Origin of the sequence: Pseudotabrizicola formosa (assembly GCF_002900965.1) — a bacterium.
GTDB lineage: Bacteria > Pseudomonadota > Alphaproteobacteria > Rhodobacterales > Rhodobacteraceae > Pseudotabrizicola > Pseudotabrizicola formosa.
Window position 1 is genome coordinate 496,359 of record NZ_PJOM01000001.1, and the last position, 22,635, is coordinate 518,993.

General features: G+C 65.7%; 16 protein-coding genes. 5 read left to right on the forward strand and 11 right to left on the reverse strand.

The features are described from left to right. Window positions 1-37: 37 nt before the first annotated feature. Window positions 38-1,147: a zinc ABC transporter substrate-binding protein gene (locus tag CXR43_RS02530; RefSeq protein ID WP_103332452.1), complete on the reverse strand. Its 1,110-nt coding sequence runs from the start codon at window positions 1,145-1,147 to the stop codon at window positions 38-40. 77 nt (window positions 1,148-1,224) lie between these two features. Here CXR43_RS02530 and CXR43_RS02535 point away from each other — a divergent pair, with 77 nt between their 5' ends. The 3 genes from CXR43_RS02535 to CXR43_RS02545 are packed head-to-tail and all read left to right on the forward strand — an operon-like array spanning window position 1,225 to window position 3,291. After that, window positions 1,225-1,746, forward strand: a complete 522-nt coding sequence (locus CXR43_RS02535; protein WP_103332453.1) for a Fur family transcriptional regulator — start codon at window positions 1,225-1,227, stop codon at window positions 1,744-1,746. Next, window positions 1,743-2,507, forward strand: a complete 765-nt coding sequence (locus CXR43_RS02540) for a metal ABC transporter ATP-binding protein (RefSeq protein WP_103332454.1) — start codon at window positions 1,743-1,745, stop codon at window positions 2,505-2,507. The genes CXR43_RS02535 and CXR43_RS02540 overlap by 4 nt, the downstream gene beginning before the upstream one ends. Next, window positions 2,500-3,291, forward strand: coding sequence for an iron chelate uptake ABC transporter family permease subunit (locus CXR43_RS02545; protein WP_103332781.1), 792 nt, complete (start codon window positions 2,500-2,502; stop codon window positions 3,289-3,291). Before CXR43_RS02540 ends, CXR43_RS02545 begins: the two co-directional genes overlap by 8 nt. An 84-nt stretch (window positions 3,292-3,375) precedes the next feature. Here CXR43_RS02545 and CXR43_RS02550 read toward each other — a convergent pair whose 3' ends face one another. After that, entirely contained in the window at window positions 3,376-4,398 is a 1,023-nt protein-coding gene (locus CXR43_RS02550) for a PRC-barrel domain-containing protein (protein WP_103332455.1), read from the reverse strand. Between the two features lie 395 nt (window positions 4,399-4,793). Between CXR43_RS02550 and CXR43_RS02555 the strand changes: the two genes are divergently transcribed. Beyond that, window positions 4,794-7,292 carry a GcvT family protein gene (locus CXR43_RS02555; RefSeq protein ID WP_103332456.1) on the forward strand — a complete coding sequence of 833 codons (2,499 nt, stop codon included), beginning with the start codon at window positions 4,794-4,796 and terminating at the stop codon, window positions 7,290-7,292. 49 nt (window positions 7,293-7,341) lie between these two features. Here the strand turns inward: CXR43_RS02555 and CXR43_RS02560 are convergent, their stop codons facing one another. The 9 genes from CXR43_RS02560 to xdhA form a co-directional block, all read right to left on the reverse strand. Beyond that, window positions 7,342-8,139, reverse strand: a complete 798-nt coding sequence (locus CXR43_RS02560) for a GH25 family lysozyme (RefSeq protein ID WP_103332457.1) — start codon at window positions 8,137-8,139, stop codon at window positions 7,342-7,344. 94 nt (window positions 8,140-8,233) lie between these two features. Continuing rightward, the gene (locus tag CXR43_RS02565; RefSeq protein ID WP_103332458.1) at window positions 8,234-9,310 is read right to left on the reverse strand and encodes an NAD(P)/FAD-dependent oxidoreductase; all 1,077 of its coding nucleotides are present in this window, start codon (window positions 9,308-9,310) and stop codon (window positions 8,234-8,236) included. Window positions 9,311-9,442: 132 nt separating this feature from the next. Further along, on the reverse strand, window positions 9,443-10,534 hold the full coding sequence (locus tag CXR43_RS02570) for a BMP family ABC transporter substrate-binding protein (RefSeq protein WP_103332459.1): 1,092 nt from the start codon (window positions 10,532-10,534) through the stop codon (window positions 9,443-9,445). 51 nt (window positions 10,535-10,585) lie between these two features. Then, window positions 10,586-11,515 carry an ABC transporter permease gene (locus tag CXR43_RS02575; RefSeq protein WP_103332460.1) on the reverse strand — a complete coding sequence of 310 codons (930 nt, stop codon included), beginning with the start codon at window positions 11,513-11,515 and terminating at the stop codon, window positions 10,586-10,588. After that, window positions 11,515-12,603, reverse strand: a complete 1,089-nt coding sequence (locus CXR43_RS02580) for an ABC transporter permease (protein ID WP_103332461.1) — start codon at window positions 12,601-12,603, stop codon at window positions 11,515-11,517. Before CXR43_RS02580 ends, CXR43_RS02575 begins: the two co-directional genes overlap by 1 nt. 59 nt (window positions 12,604-12,662) lie before the next feature. Continuing rightward, window positions 12,663-14,189 carry an ABC transporter ATP-binding protein gene (locus tag CXR43_RS02585; protein WP_103332462.1) on the reverse strand — a complete coding sequence of 509 codons (1,527 nt, stop codon included), beginning with the start codon at window positions 14,187-14,189 and terminating at the stop codon, window positions 12,663-12,665. Continuing rightward, a complete protein-coding gene (gene xdhC / locus CXR43_RS02590; protein WP_103332463.1) occupies window positions 14,186-15,115 on the reverse strand; it encodes a xanthine dehydrogenase accessory protein XdhC in 930 nt (309 codons plus the stop codon). Before xdhC ends, CXR43_RS02585 begins: the two co-directional genes overlap by 4 nt. Beyond that, the gene (gene xdhB / locus CXR43_RS02595) at window positions 15,108-17,561 is read right to left on the reverse strand and encodes a xanthine dehydrogenase molybdopterin binding subunit (protein ID WP_103332464.1); all 2,454 of its coding nucleotides are present in this window, start codon (window positions 17,559-17,561) and stop codon (window positions 15,108-15,110) included. Before xdhB ends, xdhC begins: the two co-directional genes overlap by 8 nt. Next, entirely contained in the window at window positions 17,558-18,973 is a 1,416-nt protein-coding gene (gene xdhA, locus CXR43_RS02600) for a xanthine dehydrogenase small subunit (protein WP_103332465.1), read from the reverse strand. The genes xdhB and xdhA overlap by 4 nt, the downstream gene beginning before the upstream one ends. A 222-nt stretch (window positions 18,974-19,195) precedes the next feature. Between xdhA and dnaE the strand changes: the two genes are divergently transcribed. Next, window positions 19,196-22,627 (forward strand): DNA polymerase III subunit alpha, encoded by a 3,432-nt coding sequence (dnaE, locus tag CXR43_RS02605; protein ID WP_103332782.1) that lies wholly within the window; start codon window positions 19,196-19,198, stop codon window positions 22,625-22,627. Window positions 22,628-22,635 lie beyond the last annotated feature (8 nt).

Below are 22,635 nucleotides of genomic sequence, written 5' to 3' on the forward strand. Positions count from 1 at the left end.
GGGATGATCCCGGCCCGTTGCGTTTGACAGGGCCGGATCAGCCGTTCAGGCAATCGGCCAGATTGGTCGCCAAGGCGCGCATCATCGTGGCGTAGGCGTCCGGTCCCGGCTCCACCGTGCTGCCTTCGGGGTCCAGCGCCGCGCCGATGCGGGCTTGCGTGCCCTCGGCCATCTGCGTGACAAGCGCCGGGTCGTGCTGTGCTTCGGGAAAGAGGCACAGGGCGCTGCCTGTGGCCACCGTTTCCGACAGATCGCGCAGCCGCGCCGCACCCGGAGAGCTTGCATCGCCAAGCGCCACGGCTCCGGCCAGGGACAGGCCGTAATGGCTGACGAAATAGCTGTAGGCGTCGTGATAGACCACAAAGGGCCGGTCTGCGACCGGGGCCAGGGTGGCCACCAGTTCGGCATCAAGCGCGGCAAATCCGGCCTTGGCGCTTTGCGCATTTGCCGCATAGGTCGCCGCGTTTTCCGGGTCCAGCCGCGACAGTTCGGCGGCGATCACATCGGCCCAGAGGCCTGCGTTGGCCGGGTCGAGCCAGGCGTGCGGGTCGGTCCCGGCGTGGTCGTGGCCCTCGTGATCATCGTGGCCGGCGTGGGAGTCGTGATCGTGGTCATGGTCATGGGCCTCGGCACTGGCCTCTGCGCCATGGTCATGCCCGGCGTGAGTTTCGTGGTCGTGGTCGTGGGCATCGGCACTGGCTTCGGCGGCGTGGTCTTCATGGTCATGCCCGGCGTGGGCTTCGTGGTCATGGACCTCGGCGCGCGCCTCTGCGGCGTGGTCGTGGTCATCATGATCATGCGCGCCGGTGTCGCCGTAGTTCTGGCGGTAGGTGCCTTCTGCGGCCAGCAGGCCAAGGCGCGGCACATCGGCGGAGAGGCCGTCCAGCGCGCGCGCCATCCACGGGGTCAGTTCTGGCCCGACCCAGACGATCAGCCCGGCATCGGCAAGGCTGGCGGCCTGGCTGGGGCGCATCTGGTAGGAATGGGCATTGGCCCCACGGTCCAAGAGCAGATCCGGCTGGCCCAGATCGCCCATCACCTGCGCGACAATCGAATGGACCGGCGGGATATCGGTGACCACGCGCGGCACTTCTGCCAAGGCGGGGCCTGCGGTGCTGGCCAAGAGAAGGGATATGATATAACGCATGTGAAAGCCTTTCGGAACATCGTTCGGGGCCTTATGTATGTTATACCATAACTGGTCAACCCAGCAAGGAGCCCGTCATGCCGCATGACCACACCGACAGCGATTGTCCCGGCTGCGCGGCCCCTGATCTGGCGTTTTCCAGGCATGATCACGCCCATTGCGCCGCCGATGTGCTGGCGCGGGCAGAGGCGCTGACCACCGCTTCGGGGGCGCGGTTGACGCCGGTGCGCAGGCGGGTGCTGGAGATCTTGCTGGAAAACCACAAGGCGATGGGGGCCTATGACGTGCTGCAACGGCTGGCGGCGGATGGCTTTGGCAACCAGCCGCCGGTGGCCTATCGCGCGCTGGAGTTTCTGGTGGAGCATGGGCTGGCGCATCGCATCCGCCGGTTGAATGCCTTTGCCGCTTGCATGCACCCCGGCGAAGCGCATGCGCCCGCCTTCCTGATCTGCCGGGCCTGCGATACGGTGGCCGAGGCCCCGGCCGCCCCGGTGCGCGCGGCGCTGGATGCGGCCGCTGCCGACCTGGGGTTCAGGATCGAGCGGTCGAATGTCGAGGCGCTGGGCCTGTGCCCCGCCTGTCAGAAGGCCGCAGCATGAGCCTGATTGCGGCAGAGCGGATCTGCGTGGGATTTGGCGGGGCCGAGGTGTTGCACGATGTGTCGGTTGGCGTGCAGCCAGGCGAAATCGTGACGATTGTCGGGCCGAACGGGTCGGGCAAATCGACCTTGCTGCGCGCCTTGCTGGGGATTTTGCCGGTGGCGCGGGGGCGGGTGACCCGCGCGCCGGGCCTGCGCATCGGCTATGTGCCGCAGCGGCTGGCGCTGGACCGCAGCCTGCCGATGACGGTGCGGCGGTTTCTGTCGCTGCCGGTCCGCGTCAGTGATGCGGCGGCGCGGCAGGCGCTGGTGCGGGTGGGTGTGCCGGATGTGGGCACATTTCAGATGGCCAGCCTGTCGGGCGGGCAGTTGCAGCGGGTGCTGCTGGCGCGCGCCCTGCTGGCCGAGCCGCAGCTTCTGGTGCTGGATGAGCCGACGCAAGGGCTGGACCAGCCCGGCGAGGCGGGGTTTTACCAGCTGATCGCGGATGTGCGCGCCAGCACGGGCGTGGCGGTGCTGATGGTCAGCCATGATCTGCATGTGGTGATGGCGGCGAGTGACCGGGTGATCTGCCTGAACGGCCATGTCTGCTGCGAAGGCACGCCAAAGGTGGTGTCTTCGGCGCCGGAGTACCGGGCGCTGTTCGGGCTTGGCACCCAAGGCGCGCTGGCGCTGTATCAGCATGTGCATGACCATGACCACACGCATGACCATGACCACAGCCACGACCACCCTCATGACCACGAGCACCACCATGCTTGACGATTTCCTGACCCGTGCCGCCCTTGCCGGGGTGGGCCTGTCGCTGGCCACCGGGCCGTTGGGCTCTTTTGTCGTGTGGCGGCGCATGGCCTATTTTGGCGATGCCACCGCGCATGCTGCCCTGCTGGGGGTGGCGCTGGCCCTGGCGAGCGATCTGCCGGTGGAGTTCGGCATCATGGTGGTGTCGCTGGCCATGGCGGTGACGGTGGCGGTGCTGGCGGCCAAGGGCTGGGCGATGGATACAACGCTGGGGGTGCTGGCGCATTCGGCGCTGGCCTTTGGTCTGGTCGCGGTGTCCTTTGTGCCCGGCGTGCGGACTGATCTGTCCGCCTGGCTTTTCGGTGACATTCTGGCCGTCAGCCGGGGCGATCTGGCCTTTGTCTGGGGCGGGGCGGTTGCGGTTCTGGGTTTGCTTGCCTGGCGCTGGCAGGCGCTGTTGACCGCCACGCTGAACGAGGATCTGGCGCATGCCAGCGGGTTGAACCCTGACCGGGAGCGTCTGGTGCTGACCCTTGCGCTGGCCATTGTAGTGGCGGTTGCCATCAAGGTGGTGGGGGCGCTGCTGATTGCCGCCATGCTGATCGTACCGGCGGCCGCGGCGCGGGGTCTGTCGCGCACGCCCGAGGTGATGGCGGGGCTGGCCATTGTGATCGGGGCGGTGTCGGCCTTGGGGGGGCTGCATCTGTCGTTGTGGCAAGACACGCCTGCGGGCCCGTCGATCATCCTTGTGGCGGCGCTGATCTTTGCCGCGACAACGGCGCTTGGCCGACGCTTTTCCGGTTGATCCGCGCGGCAGGGTGCGGCGCATGAAAAAGGGCGGGATGGCTTTCGCCACCCCGCCTGTCACTCTTATTCATACCAAGCTGGATCAACCTTCGTAGGTCGGCAGCGATTCCAGCTGTTCCTGCGTCATCGTCACGCGGAAGTGGTCAAGCGAGCCATCGGTGTCGCGCACCATGGTCAGAGCATCCGACCCCAGAGCGACACGCTTTTCGCCGATGCCGAGGAAACCGCCGACATCAACCACGGCACCCTCGATGGCACCATTGGCACCAATCGCAACAGCGCTGACCTCGCCGACATCTTCATCGTTCGGACCCATGACGCGCGCCCCGATCAGATCGGTTTCGGTCATCGCGGCGAAGTCTACCATTTCACCGTCGGTCATGGCCGCGCCTGTGGCGGTCGTGCCGTCAGCTGCCATGGTGCCATCTGCGGCGACAGTGCCATCAGCTGGCACGGTGCCATCGGCTGCCATCGTGCCGTCTGCGGCGACGGTGCCATCAGCTGGCACGGTTCCGGTGGCGGTGGTGCCCATCGGGGCGGTGGTGCCCATGCCGTCCGACCCGGCGACGGTGGCGTCGGTGGCGGCGGCTTCGAACACCATGTCTTCGTCGAATTCCGGTGCGCCTTCGAGTTCAGCCTGGTTGCCGTGGAACACGATGAAGTAATCATCGGCGCTGTTGGCGTCCGGCACCATCACCAGATCGTCGATCGACAGGGCGACGGTCTTTTCACCAATGCCAAGGAAGCCGCCGAAATCGACCAGAACCGCCTGTGCATCGCCGTTCATCGAGATGATCAGATCGGAAATCTCACCAGCGTCATCCCATTCGGCATCGGCCTGAGCAAGGGCTTCGACCTGCATGGACGAGGTGTCCTGCTCGGTGACATAGATGCGCTTGCCGATGAAGTCCGAGGCGCGCACGCCCTGATCAATGCCTGCAAAGTAAGGCGACGTTGCATCCATAGCGGTCGTGCCGGCGGGTGCGGCGGTGGTGTTGTCCATGGTGGCGGCCGGAGCGGTGGTGTCCGCTGGCGCGGTGGTCTGGGCAAAAGCCGGCATGGCAAGTGCCATCACCAGGGCTGTCGTTCCAAAAAGCTTTTTCATGGTCGTCTCCTGTTAATGCGATGACGGCAGGGTGGGGGGCGTTTTGGCCATCCGCTCTGTCGTCGGTATGAACAACAAACACCCGCGCCGCCGATCTGTTCCCAGAATCGCGCTTAATTTGTTTCGGATCTTGCAGGGAACGACTGGCGGCATTGTGCGTTTGCATGCCCGCCGCGGCACAGGGCAGGCGCTTGGGGCGATGTGCCAGGCGACGGAGGATGCATCGGCGCGGGCATCGACAGGCTCTGTGCCGCGCGCGGCTGGCGGTCACGCAGGTGTCGTCTGCGGCCAATGTCGTTTTCGTCTGTCAAAGGTCGGGGGATCTTGCCCGTCTGTGTGCCGATCAGGCATTGATGGCGCACATCTGCCCCATACCCTGTTCCGGAGTCGTCCCGATGAAAACCCATGTCAAAGCGCTTGTTGTCGGTGGTGGTGCCGTTGGCAACGGTATTGCCTATCATCTGGCCAAGGCGGGCTGGGACACGATGCTGGTGGAGCGCGATGAGCTGACGGCGGGATCGACCTGGCACGCGGCGGGGCTGTTGCCGCTGTTTAACATGTCTTATGCGACGACCCATATCCACAAATACTCGGTCGATCTGTACAAGGCGCTGGAGGCCGAAACCGGGCTGAACGCGGGCTTTGCCGTGGTGGGCAATCTGCGGATGGCGCAGCATCAGGCGCGGATGGATGAATACATGCTGTATTCCTCGGTCGCCGAGACTGCCGGGGTGTACCACGAATTCCTGACACCGAAGGAGATGAAGGACCGCTGGCCGCTGTTGCGGACCGAAGACCTTGTCGGCGCGCTGTACCATCCGCAGGACGGCTATATCAATCCGGCCGATGTGACCCAGGCCATGGCCAAGGGCGCGCGGCAGTTCGGGGCGACGATTGAACGCAAGGTGCAGGTCAACGGCTATCGCTGGACCGGGTCGGAATGGATTGTCACCTGTGCCCGCATGGTGGAACAGGGCGGCAATCTGGTGGCGAGCGAGGACACGTTCGAGATCACCGCCGAGCATGTGGTCACCGCCACCGGCAACCATGCGCAGCGCACGGCGCGGCTCTTGGGCGTCAAGCTGCCCGCCATTCCGGTGGAGCATCAGTATATCGTCACCGAACCCGACCCGGCACTGGTGGCCTGGCGCAAGGCGGGCAATCCCGAGCACCCGGTGCTGCGCGACGCCGATGCCAAATGGTATGTGCGGGAAGAACGCGGCGGCTGGATTCTGGGGCCCTATGAGCGCAACGCGCCGGCCCGCTTCCTGTATGACGTGCCGCAATCGTTCCGCGCTGACCTGTTCCCGCTGGATCTGGAGCGGATCGAGGCGGAATACATGTCGATGATCCACCGCCTGCCGTCCTCGGAAACCGTGGGGCTGAAGGATGATTTCAACGGCCCGATCTGCTATACGCCTGATGGCAACCCGCTGGTCGGCCCGGTGCCGGGGCTGCGCAACATGTGGATTGCGGAAGGGTTCTCATTCGGGATCACCGCTGCGGGCGGCACGGGGCATTATCTGGCGCAGCTGATGACGGAAGGGGAGGCCGAGATCGATATGGCCAGCCTTGACCCGCGCCGCTATGGCCAGTGGATCACCACCGAATATTCCGCCCGCAAGAATGAGGAATGCTATGAGCATGTCTTCATCCTGCACCACCCGGATGAAGAGCGTGAAGCCTGCCGTCCGCTGCGCACCGCCCCTGTCTATGACCGGCAAAAGGCGCTGGGGGCGCAATTCGGGCAGGTGAACGGCTGGGAACGGCCGATCTATTATGGGCCCAAAGATGCGCCCGAGGATTTCGACCACAATTCCCGCAGCTTCCGCCGGGGGGCCTGGTGGCAATATGCTGTCGAGGAGGCCAAGGCGATCCGCGAGACGGCCGGGCTGATCGACGCCACGGCATTTACCAAGCATCTGGTGCGCGGGCCGGGGGCGACGCAGTTCCTTGACTGGTTCACCTGCAACAAGCTGCCCGCCGTGGGCCGCATCAACCTGACCTATGCGCTGACCCCGACGGGGACCACCCGCACCGAATATACCATCGTGCGGCTGGCGCAGGATGAATATTATCTGGTGTCGGCGGGGGCCTGGACCGATTACGACAGTGATTACCTGCGCAAATGCGCCGAGGATAAAGCGCCCGAATTCGGTCATATCGACATCCATGATGTCACCACGCAATGGGGGGTCTTTGCGCTGGCCGGGCCGAACGCCCGCAAGATCTTGGCTGAGATCGTCAAGGATGCCGCGCCCGAAACCGTGCTGTCGAACAAGCGCTTTCCGTGGTTGACGATGCGCAACATCGAGCTTGGCATGGTGCCGGTGCGCGCGATCCGCGTGGCCTATACCGGCGAATTGGGCTGGGAGCTGCACCATCCGATCGAGATGCAGCGCCACCTGTGGGAGTTGCTGCTGAAAGCCGGTGAGAAGCACGGGATGAAGCTGGTCGGGGCCCGCGCGCAGAACTGGCTGCGGCAGGAAAAATCCTACCGCGCCTTTGGCAACGAGTTGGGCCGCGACGCCACCCCGCTGGAGGCGGCGCTGGACCGTTTCGTCGATCTGTCAAAGGAGTTTCAGGGCAAGGAGGCGATGCTGGCGCATGGCATCCGGTCGAAATGCTGCACCCTGCTGATCGACGGGCCAGAGGATTGCGACCCATGGGGCAAGGAGGCCCTGCTGCTGAATGGCGAGAAGATCGGGCGGCTGACCTCGGGCGGCTATTCGGTCGCCTTTGGCAAGCAGATCGGCATGGGCTATGTGCGCCCCGATCTGGCCGAGGTGGGCACCAGGCTGAAGGTCAGGATGATGCGGCAGGAATGGGATGCGGTGGTGGTGGAGGACAGCCCCTATGATCCGTCCAACGCCCGCATCCGGAGCGATGGCTGAACCCGCCGGGGGCAGAACGCCCCCGGGGCGGAGCCAAAGCCTACTGGCCTCAGGGATGGGCGCGGCGGGCCAGCCAAGCCTGCCAGTCGGCTGGTGATCCGGCGAAGACGTTCAGATCACCATCGCCCGGCTTGCCGGGAATCTGCCCGGTGCCGGAATATTGCCAGAAGGTCCAGCGCGTGCCGGGATAGACCTTTGACGGATGGTTCGCCACCGAGCGCACCCAGAATTCCACCCCGCGCAGCCGCCACAATTCGCGTGCGGCAAAGATGTCTGGGCTGACATAGACAATCGGCATCTGGCCGTAATGGCGGGCGACAGTGTCGATGAACACCTGCGCTTCGGCCAGCAGTTCGGCCTGCGGCGGGCGGCGGGTGCAGGTGGGGGAAAACGGGGTCCATTCCAGATCGAGCACCGGGGGCAGGGCCCCACGGGTCTTTGGCACCCGGCGGATGAAGTTGAGCGCCTGAGGCCGCCCGGGCGCGCAATGATACCAGAAGTGATAGGCGCCGGTGGCCACCCCGGCGTCCCGCGCCGCGGTCCAATGCTCTACGAACTTCGGGTCGGCGTCATCGACGCCTTCGGTGGCCTTGATGAAGGTGAAGTTGATGCCATTCGCCCGCGCCGTGCGCCAGTCCACCCGTTCCTGATAGCGTGACGTGTCGGTGCCATGCACCGCATAGGCCGATGGCGCGCGCCCGTCCCAAGGGTGCGGCTTGCGGTCGCCGAAATTGGGCGAAGTGACCGTGCCGGGGGCAACGGTCACGCTGCGGTCGGGTGTGACGACCCTTGGTCCGCCACAGGCGGTCAGGGCGAGGGCGGCGGCGAGGAGGAGGGCAAATTTCATGCGCCAAAGGTGCCGGAAATCGTGGGCGGTGTCATCCCCGCAGATGCGGCGGCACGGCGGGCGGATGGCAGATATCCGCCGGTGGGATCGACCGCTATCCGAAGCGAGACGGCGACAGGGCCTGCACCAGATCGGCCCCAAGTTCTGGTGCGCGCCCTGTGATCAGGTCGGCGGCAAGCTGGCTGGCGGCGGGGCAGGACTGGAAGCCTTGCCCGCCCTGACCGGCCAGCCAGAAGAACGACGGCGCGCGCACATCCGGCCCGATCACCAGCGCGCGGTCGGGGGCAAAGGTGCGCAGGCCGGCCCAGTTTGACAGGAGCCGGGTCACCGGGGGGGTCACCATCTCCTCGTACCGTCCCAGACCCTCGGCCAGAACCATGTCATCGGCCCAGGCGTCATGGGGGTCCATCGCGTGCTCTTCGGCGGGGGAGACGATCAGCGCGCCTGCGTCGGGCTTGGCATACCATGCCTCGCCCGCGCCAAACAGCATCGGCCAGCGTGACACGTCATGGCCGCCGGGTGCCGGAATCCGCGCCATCGAGCGGCGGAAGGGGGTGAAGCCAAGGGGGGGCACGCCTGCCATCTGCGCCACGCGGTCCACCCAGGCCCCGGCGGCATTGACCAGCACGCGGCCCGTTACCGGACCCTGCGCCGTGGTCAGATGCCACTGGCCCGCCTGCCGGGTGATGCCGGTGACCGTGGCACCGGTGCGCAGCTCTGCCCCGCTCGCGCGGGCGCTGCGGGCAAAGCCTTGCAGCAGGAGGTCGGTATCGATGTCCCAGGCGTCGGGCGAATAGGCCGCCATCGCCACGGCATCGGGGTTCAGCATCGGCACCATCGCCCGCGCTTCGGCCAGCGTGACCGGGGCCAGCCCCATGGCGGCCGAGTCTGCCGCGAAGCTGGCCGCGTCTTCCGTCTTGCCCACCATCATCAACCCGCGCGGCGACAGAATCCCCGGCGTGTCGCGGAAAAACGCGCCCGAGGCCAGCGACAGTTCCACCACCGCCGGGCTGCCATAGCGCGGCTCATAAAGTGCCGCCGACCGGCCGGAGGCGTGATGGGCCAGTGCAGGCTCTGCCTCCAGCAGCAGGACCGAGGCCAGCGGAGCCAGCCGTGCCGCCAGCGACACCCCGGCGATACCGCCGCCAATGATCACCACATCTGCATCCATGGCCCGCACCTCCTGCCGCTCTGTCCGGGCCCACAGATACCGCGTGCGCGGGCCAATGGGCAGCCCCTGCGGCCCATGCCAATGAAAAAGGCCCGCGCAGCGCGCGGGCCTTTTCAGCGTCAGATCAACGGATCACTTCGGAATGTCGCCGGTGATGCCTTCGACAAAGAAGTTCATTCCCAGAAGGTCGCCATCGGGGGCCACGGCGCCCTCGGCCAGCCATGCGCTGCCGTCCTGCTTGTTGATCGGCCCGGTGAACGGGTGATAGGAGCCAGCCGCAATCGCATCGCGCATGGCCTCGGCTTCGGCCTTCACATCGGCGGGCACGGCATCGGTGATCTCGCCGATTTCGACCTCGCCTTCCGGGATGCCGGCCCAGCTGTCGATCTGTTCATAGGTGCCATCGAGCAGCGCGCCCACGCGCTTGATGTAATAGGGGTTCCAGTTGTCGATGATCGAGGCCACGCGGGGGCTTGGCTTGTAATCGGCCATGTCTGAGGCCTGACCAAAGCCGATCACGGCGCCATTGGTCTTGGCCGCTTCGGCCAGCGGGGCGGTGGAATCGGTGTGGGCGGCGATGACATCGACGCCCTGATCGATCAGCGCCTTGGCGGAATCGGCCTCTTTCGCCGGGTCGAACCAGGTGAAGGCCCAGACCACCGACAGTTCCACATCGGGGTTCACCTTCTTGGCGTGCAGGTAATAGCTGTTGATGCCCATCACCACCTCGGGGATCGGGAAGGACCCGATATAGCCGATCTTGTTGGTCTTGGTCATCTTGCCGGCGATATGGCCCTGTACCGCGCGGCCTTCATAGAAGCGGGCGTTGTAGGTGGAGACGTTGGGATGCTCGCGCTTGTAGCCGGTGGCGTGTTCGAACTTGATGTCGGGGAATTTGGCCGCGACATTGTTGGTCGGGTCCATGTAGCCGAAAGACGTGGTGAAGATGATGTTGCAGCCCGACAGCGCCATCTGGGTCAGCACGCGTTCGGCATCTGCGCCTTCGGGCACGTTTTCCTGATAGGCAATCTCGACTTTGTCGCCGAATTCCTCTTGCACGGCCAGCGCGCCCTGATGGTGCTGATAGGTCCAGCCCAGATCACCGATCGGCCCCACATACACAAAGCAGGCCTTGACCTTGTCCATGCCCTGCGCGCTTGCAGCCGTGCCGAAGGCAAGGCCCAGACCCAGCGCGGCCGTGGCAAGAAGTGTTCTGCGATTCATTGTCGTCTCCCTGAAAGGGGCCGTTGTCCGGCCCCGGTTTGAGTGGTGCCCCTAGCGTGAGGCGTGAAAGTTCTGGCCCAGACTTGCCGGCGCGTTCAGGGCGGCCTTGCCCTTGCCCGAAGACATGATGACCAACACCAGAATGGTTATCAGATACGGCGACATCGACAAGTATTCGACCGGAATACGCGCCCCTGCCGCCTGCAGATTAAGCTGAAGCACCGAGATTCCGCCAAAAAGATAGGCGCCGACCAGCGCGCGCCATGGCCGCCAGGCCGCGAAGACCACAATCGCCAGGGCAATCCAGCCTGCGCCCGAGGTGATGCCATCGGTCCACTGCGGCACCCGGACCATGCTGATATAGGCCCCGCCCAGACCTGCCATGGCGCCCCCGAACAGGATGGCCAGCATGCGGATGCGCCGCACCTTGTACCCCAGCGCATGGGCCGCATCATGGCTTTCACCCACGGCGCGCAGGATGAGCCCGGTGCGGGTGGCTTTGAGCATCCACCAGGTCGCCGCAACGGACGCGATGGAGAGGTAAACCACCCAGTCATGGCTGAACAGCACCCGGCCAAAGAACGGAATATCGGCCAGCGGGCCAAACGGCACCGCCCCGGTGGCGGGCGGGCGGATGCCGACGAAGCTTTGCCCCATCAAGGAGGACAGGCCGAGGCCGAACAGCGTGAGCGCAAGGCCCGAGGCCACCTGATTGGCCAGCAGGAACTGCGTCAGCACCCCGAAGATAAGCGCCATGGCCGCACCGCCCAGCGCGCCGCCGACAAAGCCCAGCACGGCGCTGCCCGACTGGACCGACACGATGAAGCCGCAGACCGCGCCCATGATCATCATGCCTTCCACCCCAAGGTTCAGCACCCCGGCGCGTTCCACCACCAATTCGCCGATGGCCGCCAGGATGATCGGCACCGAGGCCACCATCAGCGCCGAAATCAGCAGCGCGGGATCAATGCCTCCGAACATCAGAGAGCCTCCTTCTTGGTGGCAAAGCGGATGCGGTAATTGCTGAGCAGATCGACGGCCAGCAGGAAGAACAGCAGCATACCCTGAAACGCCTGAATGGCGGCGGCGGGCAGGCCCAGCATGAATTGCGCCAATTCCCCGCCGATATAGGTCAGCGCCATCAGCAGCCCTGCGAGCAGGATGCCGATGGGGTTCAGCCGGCCAAGGAAGGCGACGATGATCGCGGTAAAGCCATAGCCCACGTTGAAATCGATGCTGATCTGGCCCGCCGGCCCCGACACTTCGAACAGGCCCGCCAGCCCGGCCAGAGCGCCCGAAATGCCCATGCACAGCACGACCAGCCCCGTGGGGTTGACCCCGGCATAGCGCGCGGCGCGCGGGGCCTGGCCTGCCAGCTTGATGTGAAAGCCAAGGATATGGCGTTGCAGCAGGATATAGGCCGCGATCACCGCCATGAAGGCCGCGATCACGCCCCAGTGCAGGCCGGTGCCCGCAATCAGTTCGGGGTTGGATGCTGCCGGATATTGGCTCAGGTTCCGGCTGCCCGGAAAGCCGCCGCCTTCGGGGTTGCGCAAAAGGCCCAGCGACATCGACGACAGGAAGTTCTGCGCGATATAGACCATCAGCAGGCTGACGAGGATTTCATTGGTGTTGAACTTTGTCTTCAGCACCGCCGGGATCATTGCCCAGATCCAGCCACCGAAGGCACCCGCCACCACCATCAGCGGGAAGATGAACCAATGGTCCGCCGGGTAGAAGGCCAGCCCCACCCCCGCGCCGAACAGCGCGCCCATGATATACTGGCCCTCGGCCCCGATGTTCCAGATCCCGGCGCGAAAGCCCAGCGAGAGGCCGATGGCGATCAGGATCAGCGGCCCGGCCTTCACCAGCAGTTGCGGCCGCGAGTAGCTGGCGAATTGCGCGTTGAACAAGGGGTCCCAGAAGATCGTGCGAATGGCCTCGAACGGGTTCTTGCCAAGGGCGGCAAACATCAGCCCTCCCGCGATCATCGTCAGCACCACCGCCAGCACCGGCGTGGCCCCTTGCCAGAACCGGCTGGGCGAGGGTCTCTTTTCAAGCCTCAGCATGGATCTGCCCTTTCATCCTGGCAAAAATGCGCATCTTCTCTTGGCACGGTGTAAAGCTGTCAGTGCCCATGATGTGCCACCTCCATGCCATGCGCCCCGCCCATCATCAGGCCGATCTCATCTATCGTCAGCCCTGCCACAGGGCGGGGCTGTGTCAGCCGCCCTTCGTTCAGCGCGGCAAATGTATCGGCGATTTCCAGCAGCTCATCCAGATCCTGGGAAATCACCACGACCGCCGCCCCTCCGGCGGCGCGGTCGAGGATGGCCTGCCGGATGCTCGCCGCCGCTGCCGCATCCACCCCCCATGTCGGCTGGTTGATGACGATAACGCTTGGCGTCTGGCTGAGTTCGCGACCCACCACGAATTTCTGCAGGTTGCCGCCCGACAGAGCGCGTGCCGCCACATGGGTGCCCGGTGTTCGCACATCGAAGTCTTTGACAATGCCAGCGGCAAAGGCTTCGGTGGCGGTCCAGTCGATGAAGCCGCGTGTTGTCAGCCCCTTGCGCAGGGCACCCGACAGCAGGGCATTTTCCACAAGGCTCATATCCGGTGCCGCCGCATGGCCCAGCCGTTCTTCGGGGGCGGCCACCAGCCCCAGCGCGCGACGGTCATTCGGGCCGGTATGCCCCACGCCCGCGCCGTCGATCTTCACGGCACCTTGGGCCGCGCGCACCTCGCCCGACAGGGCGAGCAGCAATTCATCCTGCCCATTGCCCGCCACGCCGGCGATGCCCAGCACTTCGCCCTTGGCGACCCTGAAGCTGACATTCTTCAGTGACGTGCCGAACGGGATGGGCGAGGCGACCGACAGATCCACCACCTCCAGCGCGGTGGCCCCCTTGGTGCCGCCCGCCCGTTCCGGCGGGGTCAGGGTGGCGCCGATCATCAATTCCGCCATCTCGCGCGCCGAACGGTCGCGCGGCGTGCAGGTCGCCACCACCTTGCCCCGCCGCAGGATCGTGGCCTCGTCGCACAGGGTGCGGATCTCTTCCAGCTTGTGGCTGATATACAGGATCGCGGTGCCTTCGGCTGACAGTTGCCGCAGGGTGCGGAACAGGATTTCCACCTCTTGTGGGGTCAGCACGGATGTCGGCTCGTCCATGATCAGCAGCTTGGGGTCCTGCAGCAGGCAGCGCACGATTTCCACCCGCTGCCGTTCGCCGGCTGACAGGTCACCCACCATGCGGTTCGGGTCCAGCGGCAGGCCGTAATCCGCGCTGACCTGCCGGATGCGGCTGGCCAGTTCCTTCATCGGGGGCGGGTTTTCCATGCCCAAGGCCACGTTTTCGGCCACGTTCAGCGCCTCGAACAGGCTGAAGTGCTGGAACACCATGGCCACGCCGCTGGCCCGCGCGGCGCGCGGCTCGGCGGGGGTATAGGCGGCCCCGCGCAGGGTCATCCGGCCGGAATCGGGTTTCACCAGCCCGTAGATCATCTTGACCAGCGTGGATTTGCCCGCGCCATTCTCGCCCAGCAGGGCATGGATCTCGCCTTCCGAAATGGCAAAGGACACATCAGAGTTCGCGACCACGCCGGGATAGGCCTTGGTCACCCCCTCGACGCGCAGCAGTTCGGGCCGTGTCATAGGGCGGTCTCCTTGAGCAAAGGACGGGCGGGTTGCCGCAGAACAGCCTGCGCCACGCCGATGGCGATGGCCTGTGGGTGCTTGCCAAGGGCGGGGTCGCCGATCGGGCATTCGATGCGGGCGATTGTGCTTGGCGCGTGGCCAAGGGCGGCCAGCCGCGACCGGAACCGCGCCCATTTGGTGGCCGAGCCGATCACGCCCGCGCGGGCAAAGCCGTGGGTCAGCAGGCGGTGGCACAGATCCAGATCCAGCGCATGGCTGTAGGTCAGCACCAGATGCTCGGCATCCTTTGGTGCATGGGCCACCAGCCGTGCCGCATCGGCGGCAGGCAGGGCGGTCACGCCGTCGGGGAGGGTTGCCGGAAAGCGGTCTGCCGCCACATCGACCCAGGTGATCCGCAGCCCCGGCAAGGGGGCCAGCACCGCCACCAGCGCCCGGCCCACATGGCCCGCCCCCCAGATCCACAGATCGCGGGCCGGGTCGGCTACCGGCTCGATGAACCAGCCTTGCAGCAGCTGCGCCGCGGGGCTGATGCCTTGCCCCCGCGCCCGGTCCAGCACCCGCTTCACCGCCAGCGGCATGTCGCGCCCATCGATGCTGCGCGCGATCACCCCGGCCTCTGGCACCGGCAGCGCGTCATAAACTTCCGTCAGCAGGCTGACCGCCCCGCCGCAGCACTGGCCCAGCGCCGGGCCCAGCGGCACCCGCCGCAAGCGGTGGCCCCCCGTCGCCAGCATCGCCCGTGCCTCAGCCGCCGCCGCATATTCCAGCGCGCCGCCGCCGATCGTGCCCGATTGGCCATCCTGCCAGACCAGCATCGCCGCCCCCGGCTCGCGCGGGGATGACCCGTCATGCCCCGCAATCACCACCCGCGCGACCCGGCCATGGCTGGCCAAAGCCGCTGCCAACCCTGCCAGATCAAACATGGGCCTGCACCCGCTGCACCGCCGCCAGCACCCGTTCGGGCGTGGCGGGCGCGTCCAGCGCCGGATAGCCCGGCCCGCAGGCCGCCACCGCATCCGACAGCGCATAGAAGGCCGAGATGCCCAGCATGAAGGGCGGCTCGCCCACCGCCTTGGACCGGCCGACACTGTCTTCGCGGTTGGGCCTTCCCCACAGGGCCACGTTGAACACATCCGGACGGTCCGAACAGGCCGGGAGCTTGTAGGTGCTGGGGGCATGGGTGGTCAGCCGCCCCTTGCCGTCCCAGACCAGCTCTTCGGTGGTCAGCCAGCCCGCGCCCTGCACGTAGGCCCCTTCGATCTGGCCGATGTCCAGCGCCGGGTTCAGACTGTTGCCGGTGTCGTGCAGCAGGTCGGCGCGCAGGATGCGGTTTTCGCCGGTCAGGGTGTCGATCACCACTTCCGTCACCGCTGCGCCATAGGCGAAATAGAGGAAAGGCCGCCCCTTGCCGGCCTTGCGGTCCCATTGCAGCTTTGGGGTGGCATAGAACCCGGTCGAGGACAGGCTGACCCGCGCGAGGTAAGCCCAGGCGGCGACCTGATCAAAGCCATAGCTTTCGCCCGCCACCCGCACCCGGCCGCCCTCGAACCGCACGGCATCCGCTTTCACCTGATGCTTGCCGGCGATGAACGCGGCCATCCGGTCGCGCAGGGTGAGGCAGGCCGCCCGCGCCGCCATGCCGTTCAGGTCCGAGCCGGAACTGGCGGCGGTGGCGCTGGTGTTGGGCACCTTGGCGGTGTCGGTCGCGGTAATCTTGATGGCGTAAGGATCCACCCCGAACACGCCCGCCGCCACCTGCGCCACCTTCTGGAACAGGCCCTGGCCCATCTCGGTGCCCCCGTGGTTCAGGTGGATGGAGCCATCCTGATAGACATGCACCAGGGCACCAGCCTGATTGAGATGCGTCAGCGTGAAGGAAATGCCGAATTTTACCGGCGTCAGCGCAATCCCGCGCTTGAGGATCGGCGACGCGGCATTCCAATCCGCAATCGCCGCCCGCCGCGCGGCGTAATCCGATGTCTCCACCAGCCGCGCCACCAGCTCATGCCCGATGAAATCCTCCACCGGCATGAAAAAGGGTGTTGTCTGCGCCCCGGGTGACGCCGGTGCGACCCCCCGCTCCGGCTGCCCCTCAACCGCGCCGCGCGAGGTCAGATCAACCGTCTCATCGGGTGACGGAGGCACAGGCCCTGCCCCTATTGCCTGTTCGGAAATATCCTCTGGGGGTCCGGGGGGCGAAGCGCCCCCGGCGGAGGCCACAGGCTCCGCCGGCGCGTAGAAATTCGCCCGCCGCACCTCCAGCGGGTCGCGGCCAAGGGCATGGGCCACATGATCCATCACCCGCTCGATGCCCACCATACCCTGCGGCCCGCCAAATCCGCGGAAGGCGGTGGCGCTTTGGGTGTGGGTTTTCAGCCGATGGCTCTCGATGCGGATATGGGGCAGATGATAGCAGTTGTCGGCATGCAGCATGGCGCGGTCCGCCACCGGCAGCGACAGATCCTGCGCCCAGCCGCAGCGGAACAGATGGGTGAAGGCGACCCCGGTCAGCTGGCCCCGGTCATCGAACCCGGCGCGATACAGGAGGCGCAGATCATGGCGTTTGCCGGTGATCATCATGTCATCATCGCGGTCATAGCGCATCTTGGCAGGCCGCCCGGTGCGGGCGGCCACCACGGCGCAGGCGATGGCCAGCGCGTTGCCCTGGGATTCCTTGCCTCCGAAGCCGCCGCCCATGCGCCGCACCTCGACCCGCACCGCGCTCATCGGCAGGTGCAGGGCGTGGGCGACCTTGTGCTGGATCTCGGTCGGGTGCTGGGTGGAGGCGTGGACCAGCAGATCGCCGCCTTCCAGCGGCAGGCAGGCCGCGACCTGGCCTTCCAGATAGAAATGCTCTTGCCCGCCCAGCTCGAACTGGCCCTCCACCACATGCGGGGCCGTGGCGATGGCGCGGGCCGCGTCGCCCTTGGCCCAGATCACCGGCCCGTCCTCGAAGCGGCTGTTTGCGGCCAGCGCGTCATCCACCGTCAGCAGGGCGGGTTTTTCGGTATAGCTTACCTTGGCCAGCCGTGCGGCCTTGCGCGCCGCCAGATGGCTGTCGGCCGCCACCAGAAACAGCGGCATGCCGAGGTAGAGCACCTCGCCCGTGGAGATCATCGGCTCGTCATGCGCCGAGGGGCTGCAATCGGGCACCGGGTCGAAATCCTCTGGCCCATAGACTGCAACCACTCCGGGGGCCGCGCGCACGGCAGAGAGGTCAAGCGCCGTCACCTCGCCATGGGCGATGGTCGAGAGGCCGAAGGCCAGATGCAGCGCCGTGGCGGGCAGCGGGATGTCATCGACATAGCGCGCCTGTCCGGTCACATGCAGCGGGGCCGCGTCATGCGGCAGGGATTTGCCCAGGCTCATGCCCGCACCTCCAGCACCGAAACTGGCACGCCCGCCAGATCATGCATGTATCGCCGCAGCATGTTCTGTGCGGTGGTCAGGCGATAGGCCGCACTGGCCCGCATGTCGGACAGGGGGGCGAAATCCTGTGCCATCAGGGCGGCCGCCGCCTCGGCCGTGGCGGGCGTCAGCGGCTGGCCGATCAGCGCGGCCTCGACCGTCGCGGAGCGTTTCGGCGTGCCGGCCATGCCGCCAAAGGCGATGCGGGCAGAAGTGATGAGGCCATCTGTCACAATCAGATTGAAACAGCCGCAGACGGCGGAGATGTCCTGATCGAAGCGTTTCGACAGCTTGTAGCAGCGCAGGTTGGGGGCCTGCGCGGGGATCGTCACCGCTTCGACAAATTCGCCCGGCTGACGGTCCTGCTTGCGGTATTCGATGAAGAAATCCTCCAGCGGCATCTCGCGCCGCGCGTCCCCCCGGCGCAGGTGCAGGGTTGCGCCAAGGGCGATCAGCGCTGGCGGCCCGTCGCCGATGGGCGAGCCATTGGCGATATTGCCGCCGATGGTGGCGGCATTGCGGACCTGTTCGCTGGAGTAGCGGCGCAGAAGCTCGCCGAAGGACGGAAAGCGGGGGCCGAGGGCCGCGCGCAGGGCGGCGATGGTGACGCCCGCGCCGATGCGAAGGGTGTCGCCGTGATCCTCGATCTGCTGCAGATCGGTGATACCGGACAGGAAGGCCACGGGGGAAAGGTCGCGCAATTGCTTTGTGACCCAGAGGCCGACATCGGTGGCCCCGGCGATCAGCGTGGCGTCGGGGTTGGCGAGGTACCATTGCGCCAGATCGTCACTGCTGCGCGGGTGGAAGCCGGGCAGGGGGGCTGCCTGCCCCCCTCGGCCTGCGGCCTCACCCCCCGGGGATATTTGAGAACAGGTAATATCAAGATCGGTTGTCATCCAGTCGGGCACCGGGGCGGTCTGGGCTGCTTTTGCCGCACGGATGATCGGGGCGTAGCCGGTGCAGCGGCACAGGTTGCCGGCCAGCTGGTCATCATGGTCGGTGGCCCCGTTCAGATGGGCGCATGCCATCGACACGATGAAGCCTGGCGTGCAGAAGCCGCATTGCGAGCCGTGGTGGTCGACCATCGCCTGCTGCACGGGATGCGGCTCGCCCTTTGGGCCGGCGATGCCTTCGACCGTGCGCACGGCCTTGCCGTGAAGTTGCGGCAGGAACAGGATGCAGGCGTTGAGCGCGCGGCTGCCGGTTGCGTCGGTGACCATCACCGTGCAGGCCCCGCAATCGCCCTCGTTGCAGCCTTCCTTGGTGCCGGTCAGGCCACGGCTTTCGCGCAGCCAATCCAGCAAAGTCCGCGTGGGCGCCTCATCGGACACGCGGACGGGCGCTCCGTTCAGGTGAAACGCAATCTGCGACATGTCTCTTCGTCCGCCGCCTTCTCCCCGTTCGAGGTTTTTCGCATGCCCGTCCGATGCGGCGTAAAACGGACATGCACCCCTTGTTTCACTGTCAGATCATCAAGCAAGGCGATGCGCCACAACGCAAGACAAATATCATGGCCCGCATTTGAAGCACCATCCGGATTTGCCGAAGAATGAGGCACCCTTTCCCCCGGCCGGATGCTTCGCTAGGCTATGGCCATGTCACAAGCCCCGCGATTCATTCATCTGCGTGTTCACACCGAGCATTCCTTGCTGGAAGGCGCGGTGCCGGTCAAGGCCCTGGTCAAGCTGGCGGTGGCGGCGCAGATGCCGGCCATCGCGGTGACGGACACCAACAACATGTTCGCCGCCCTGGAGTTTTCGGTGACCGCGCAAGGGGCGGGGGTGCAGCCGATTGTCGGCTGTCAGGTCAGTCTGGCGCATGATCCGGCGCAGCCGGGGGAGCGGCCGCGCGCGCCGGCGCCGGTGGTTCTGCTGGCGCAGACCGAAGCGGGTTACATGAATCTGATGAAGCTGAACTCGTGCCTCTATCTGCGCGGCGACGGGCAGCTGCCGCATGTGACGGTGGAGGAGCTGGCGCGCCATGCCGGGGGGCTGATCTGCCTGACCGGGGGGCCGGACGGGCCTTTGGGCCGCTTCTTGCAGGCCGGGCAGATGCCAAAGGCACGGGCGCTGCTGGAGCGGCTGGCGCAGGCGTTTCCGGACCGGCTTTATGTGGAATTGCAGCGCCATCCGGGCGAAGGGGGCAAGTTGCCGCCGGCCGAAGCCGGGTCGGAGCGGGGGCATATCGAGCTGGCCTATGGCATGGGCCTGCCGCTGGTGGCGACCAATGACGTGTATTTTCCCAAGGCCGAGATGTATGAGGCGCATGATGCGCTGATCTGCATTGCCGAGGGTGCCTATGTCGATCAGCAGCAACCGCGCCGTCGGCTGACCCCGCAGCACTATTTCAAATCCGAAGCCGAGATGTGCGCGCTGTTCGCCGATCTGCCCGAGGCGCTGGAAAACACGGTGGAGATTGCGCGGCGCTGCGCCTTTGCCGCCTACAAGCGCAAGCCGATTTTGCCGAAGTTTGCCGATGACGAGGTGAACGAGTTGCGGCGTCAGGCCAATGAGGGGTTGCAGGCGCGCCTTGCCATCATCCCGCATGCGGTGACGCCCGAGGAATATCAGGCGCGGCTGGATTTCGAGCTGAACGTCATCGAAGGCATGGGCTTTCCCGGCTATTTCCTGATCGTGGCCGATTTCATCAAATGGGCCAAGGAGCAGGGTATTCCGGTCGGGCCGGGGCGCGGGTCGGGGGCCGGGTCGCTGGTTGCCTATGCGCTGACCATCACCGACCTTGACCCTTTGCGCTATGCGCTGCTGTTTGAGCGGTTCCTGAACCCGGAACGGGTGAGCATGCCCGATTTCGACATCGACTTCTGCATGGATCGCCGGGAAGAGGTGATCCAATACGTGCAGGCGAAATATGGCCGCGACAAGGTGGGGCAGATCATCACCTTTGGCGCGCTGCTGTCCAAGGCCGCCGTGCGCGATGTGGGGCGGGTGCTGCAACTGTCCTATGGGCAGGTGGACCGGCTGTCGAAGATGATCCCGGTCGAGGGGGTGAAGCCGGTTTCCATCACCAAGGCCTTGGCGGATGAGCCGCGCCTGCGCGAGGCCGCGAAGGAAGAGGTGGTGGGGCGGCTTCTGGGCTATGCCCAGCAGATCGAGGGGCTGTATCGCAACGCATCCACCCATGCCGCCGGGGTGGTGATCGGCGACCGCCCGCTGGATGAGCTGGTGCCGCTGTATCAGGACCCGCGCTCCGACATGCCCGCCACCCAGTTCAACATGAAATGGGTGGAAGCCGCAGGGCTGGTGAAGTTCGACTTTCTGGGGTTGAAGACCCTGACCGTGATCCAGAACGCGATGGACCTGCTGGCCTTGCGGGGAGTGGCCTTTGACATCAACCTGATCCCGCTGGATGACAAGCCGAGTTACGAGCTTTATGCCGCCGCGAAAACGGTTGCGGTGTTTCAGGTGGAATCCAGCGGCATGATGGATGCGCTGCGCCGGATGAAGCCGACCTGCATCGAGGATATTGTGGCGCTGGTGGCGCTGTACCGCCCCGGCCCGATGGAGAATATCCCGGCCTATTGCGAGGTGAAGAACGGGCTGCGCGAGATTGAATCGCTGCACCCGACCATCGACCCGATCCTGAAAGAGACCCAAGGCATCATCGTCTATCAGGAACAGGTGATGCAGATTGCGCAGGTCATGGGCGGCTATTCGCTGGGCGGCGCCGATCTGCTGCGCCGCGCGATGGGCAAGAAGATCGCCGAGGAAATGGCGAAGGAGCGGCCCAAGTTCATCGAGGGGGCGAAGAAGACCCACGGGATTGATGCGAAAAAGGCGGGTGAGGTGTTCGACCTGCTGGAAAAATTCGCCAATTACGGGTTCAACAAATCGCACGCTGCCGCCTATGCGGTGGTCAGCTATCAGACCGCTTATCTGAAGGCGAATTACCCGGTGGAGTTCATGGCCGGGGTGATGAACTGCGATATCCATCTGACCGACAAGCTGGCAGTGTACAAACGAGAGGTCGACAAGCTGGGGATCACCCTGGTCGCGCCCTGCGTGAACCGATCCTTGGCCACCTTTACCGTGCGCGATGGGGCGCTGGTCTATGCGCTGGGGGCGTTGAAAAACGTCGGCGTCGAAGCGATGAAGCTGATCGTCGAGGCGCGGGGGGACCGGCCCTTTGTCAGCCTGTTCGACGTGGCCCGCCGGGTGGACCTGAAACGGGTGGGCAAGCGCCCGATGGAAATGCTGGCCCGCGCCGGCGCGTTTGACCAGCTGGACCCGAACCGCGCCCGGGTGTTCGAGGCCCTTGATGCGCTGGTTGCCTATTCCGCCGCGATCCATGAGGCGAAATCCAGCAGTCAGGTGTCGCTGTTCGGCGAGGCCGGGGCCGATATTCCCGAACCGCGCCTGCCGTTCCGCGATGACTGGCAGCCGGTGGAGCGGCTGGGGCATGAGCATCAGGCGGTGGGCTTTTACCTGTCGGGTCACCCGCTGGATGATTACATGGGGCCTTTGAAGCGCAAGGATGTGAAGACGCTGTCCGAGATTACCCAACTGGCCCAACGCGGTCCGCTGATTGCGAAAATCGCAGGCTCGGTCGCGTCGAAACAGGAACGCAAATCGGCCAAGGGCAACCGCTTTGCCTTTGTTCAACTGTCGGACCCGACGGGCCTGTATGAGGTGACCGTGTTTTCCGACGTGCTGGAAGCCGCGCGCGATTTTCTGGAACCGGGGCGCAATGTGGTGCTGACGGTCAAGGTTGACCCCGATGGCGATGGCGTCAAGCTGTTGGCCAATGCGGTGCAGCCCATTGACGCCGTGGCCGATCAGGCGGGGGCCGCCGACCTGCGCATCCATTTGAACCGGGCCGAGGCGGTGCCGTCGCTTGCCACTCTGCTGGGAAGGGTCGAGGGTCGGAACCATGCCCAGATTACCCTGTGCGTGCCGGATGATCAGGGCCGCGAGATCGATTTGATCCTGCCGCAGCGTTATCCGGTGACGCCGCAGATCAAAGGGGCGATCAAGGCGATGCAGGGTGTGGTGATGATCGAGGAGGTGTGAGGGTGAGG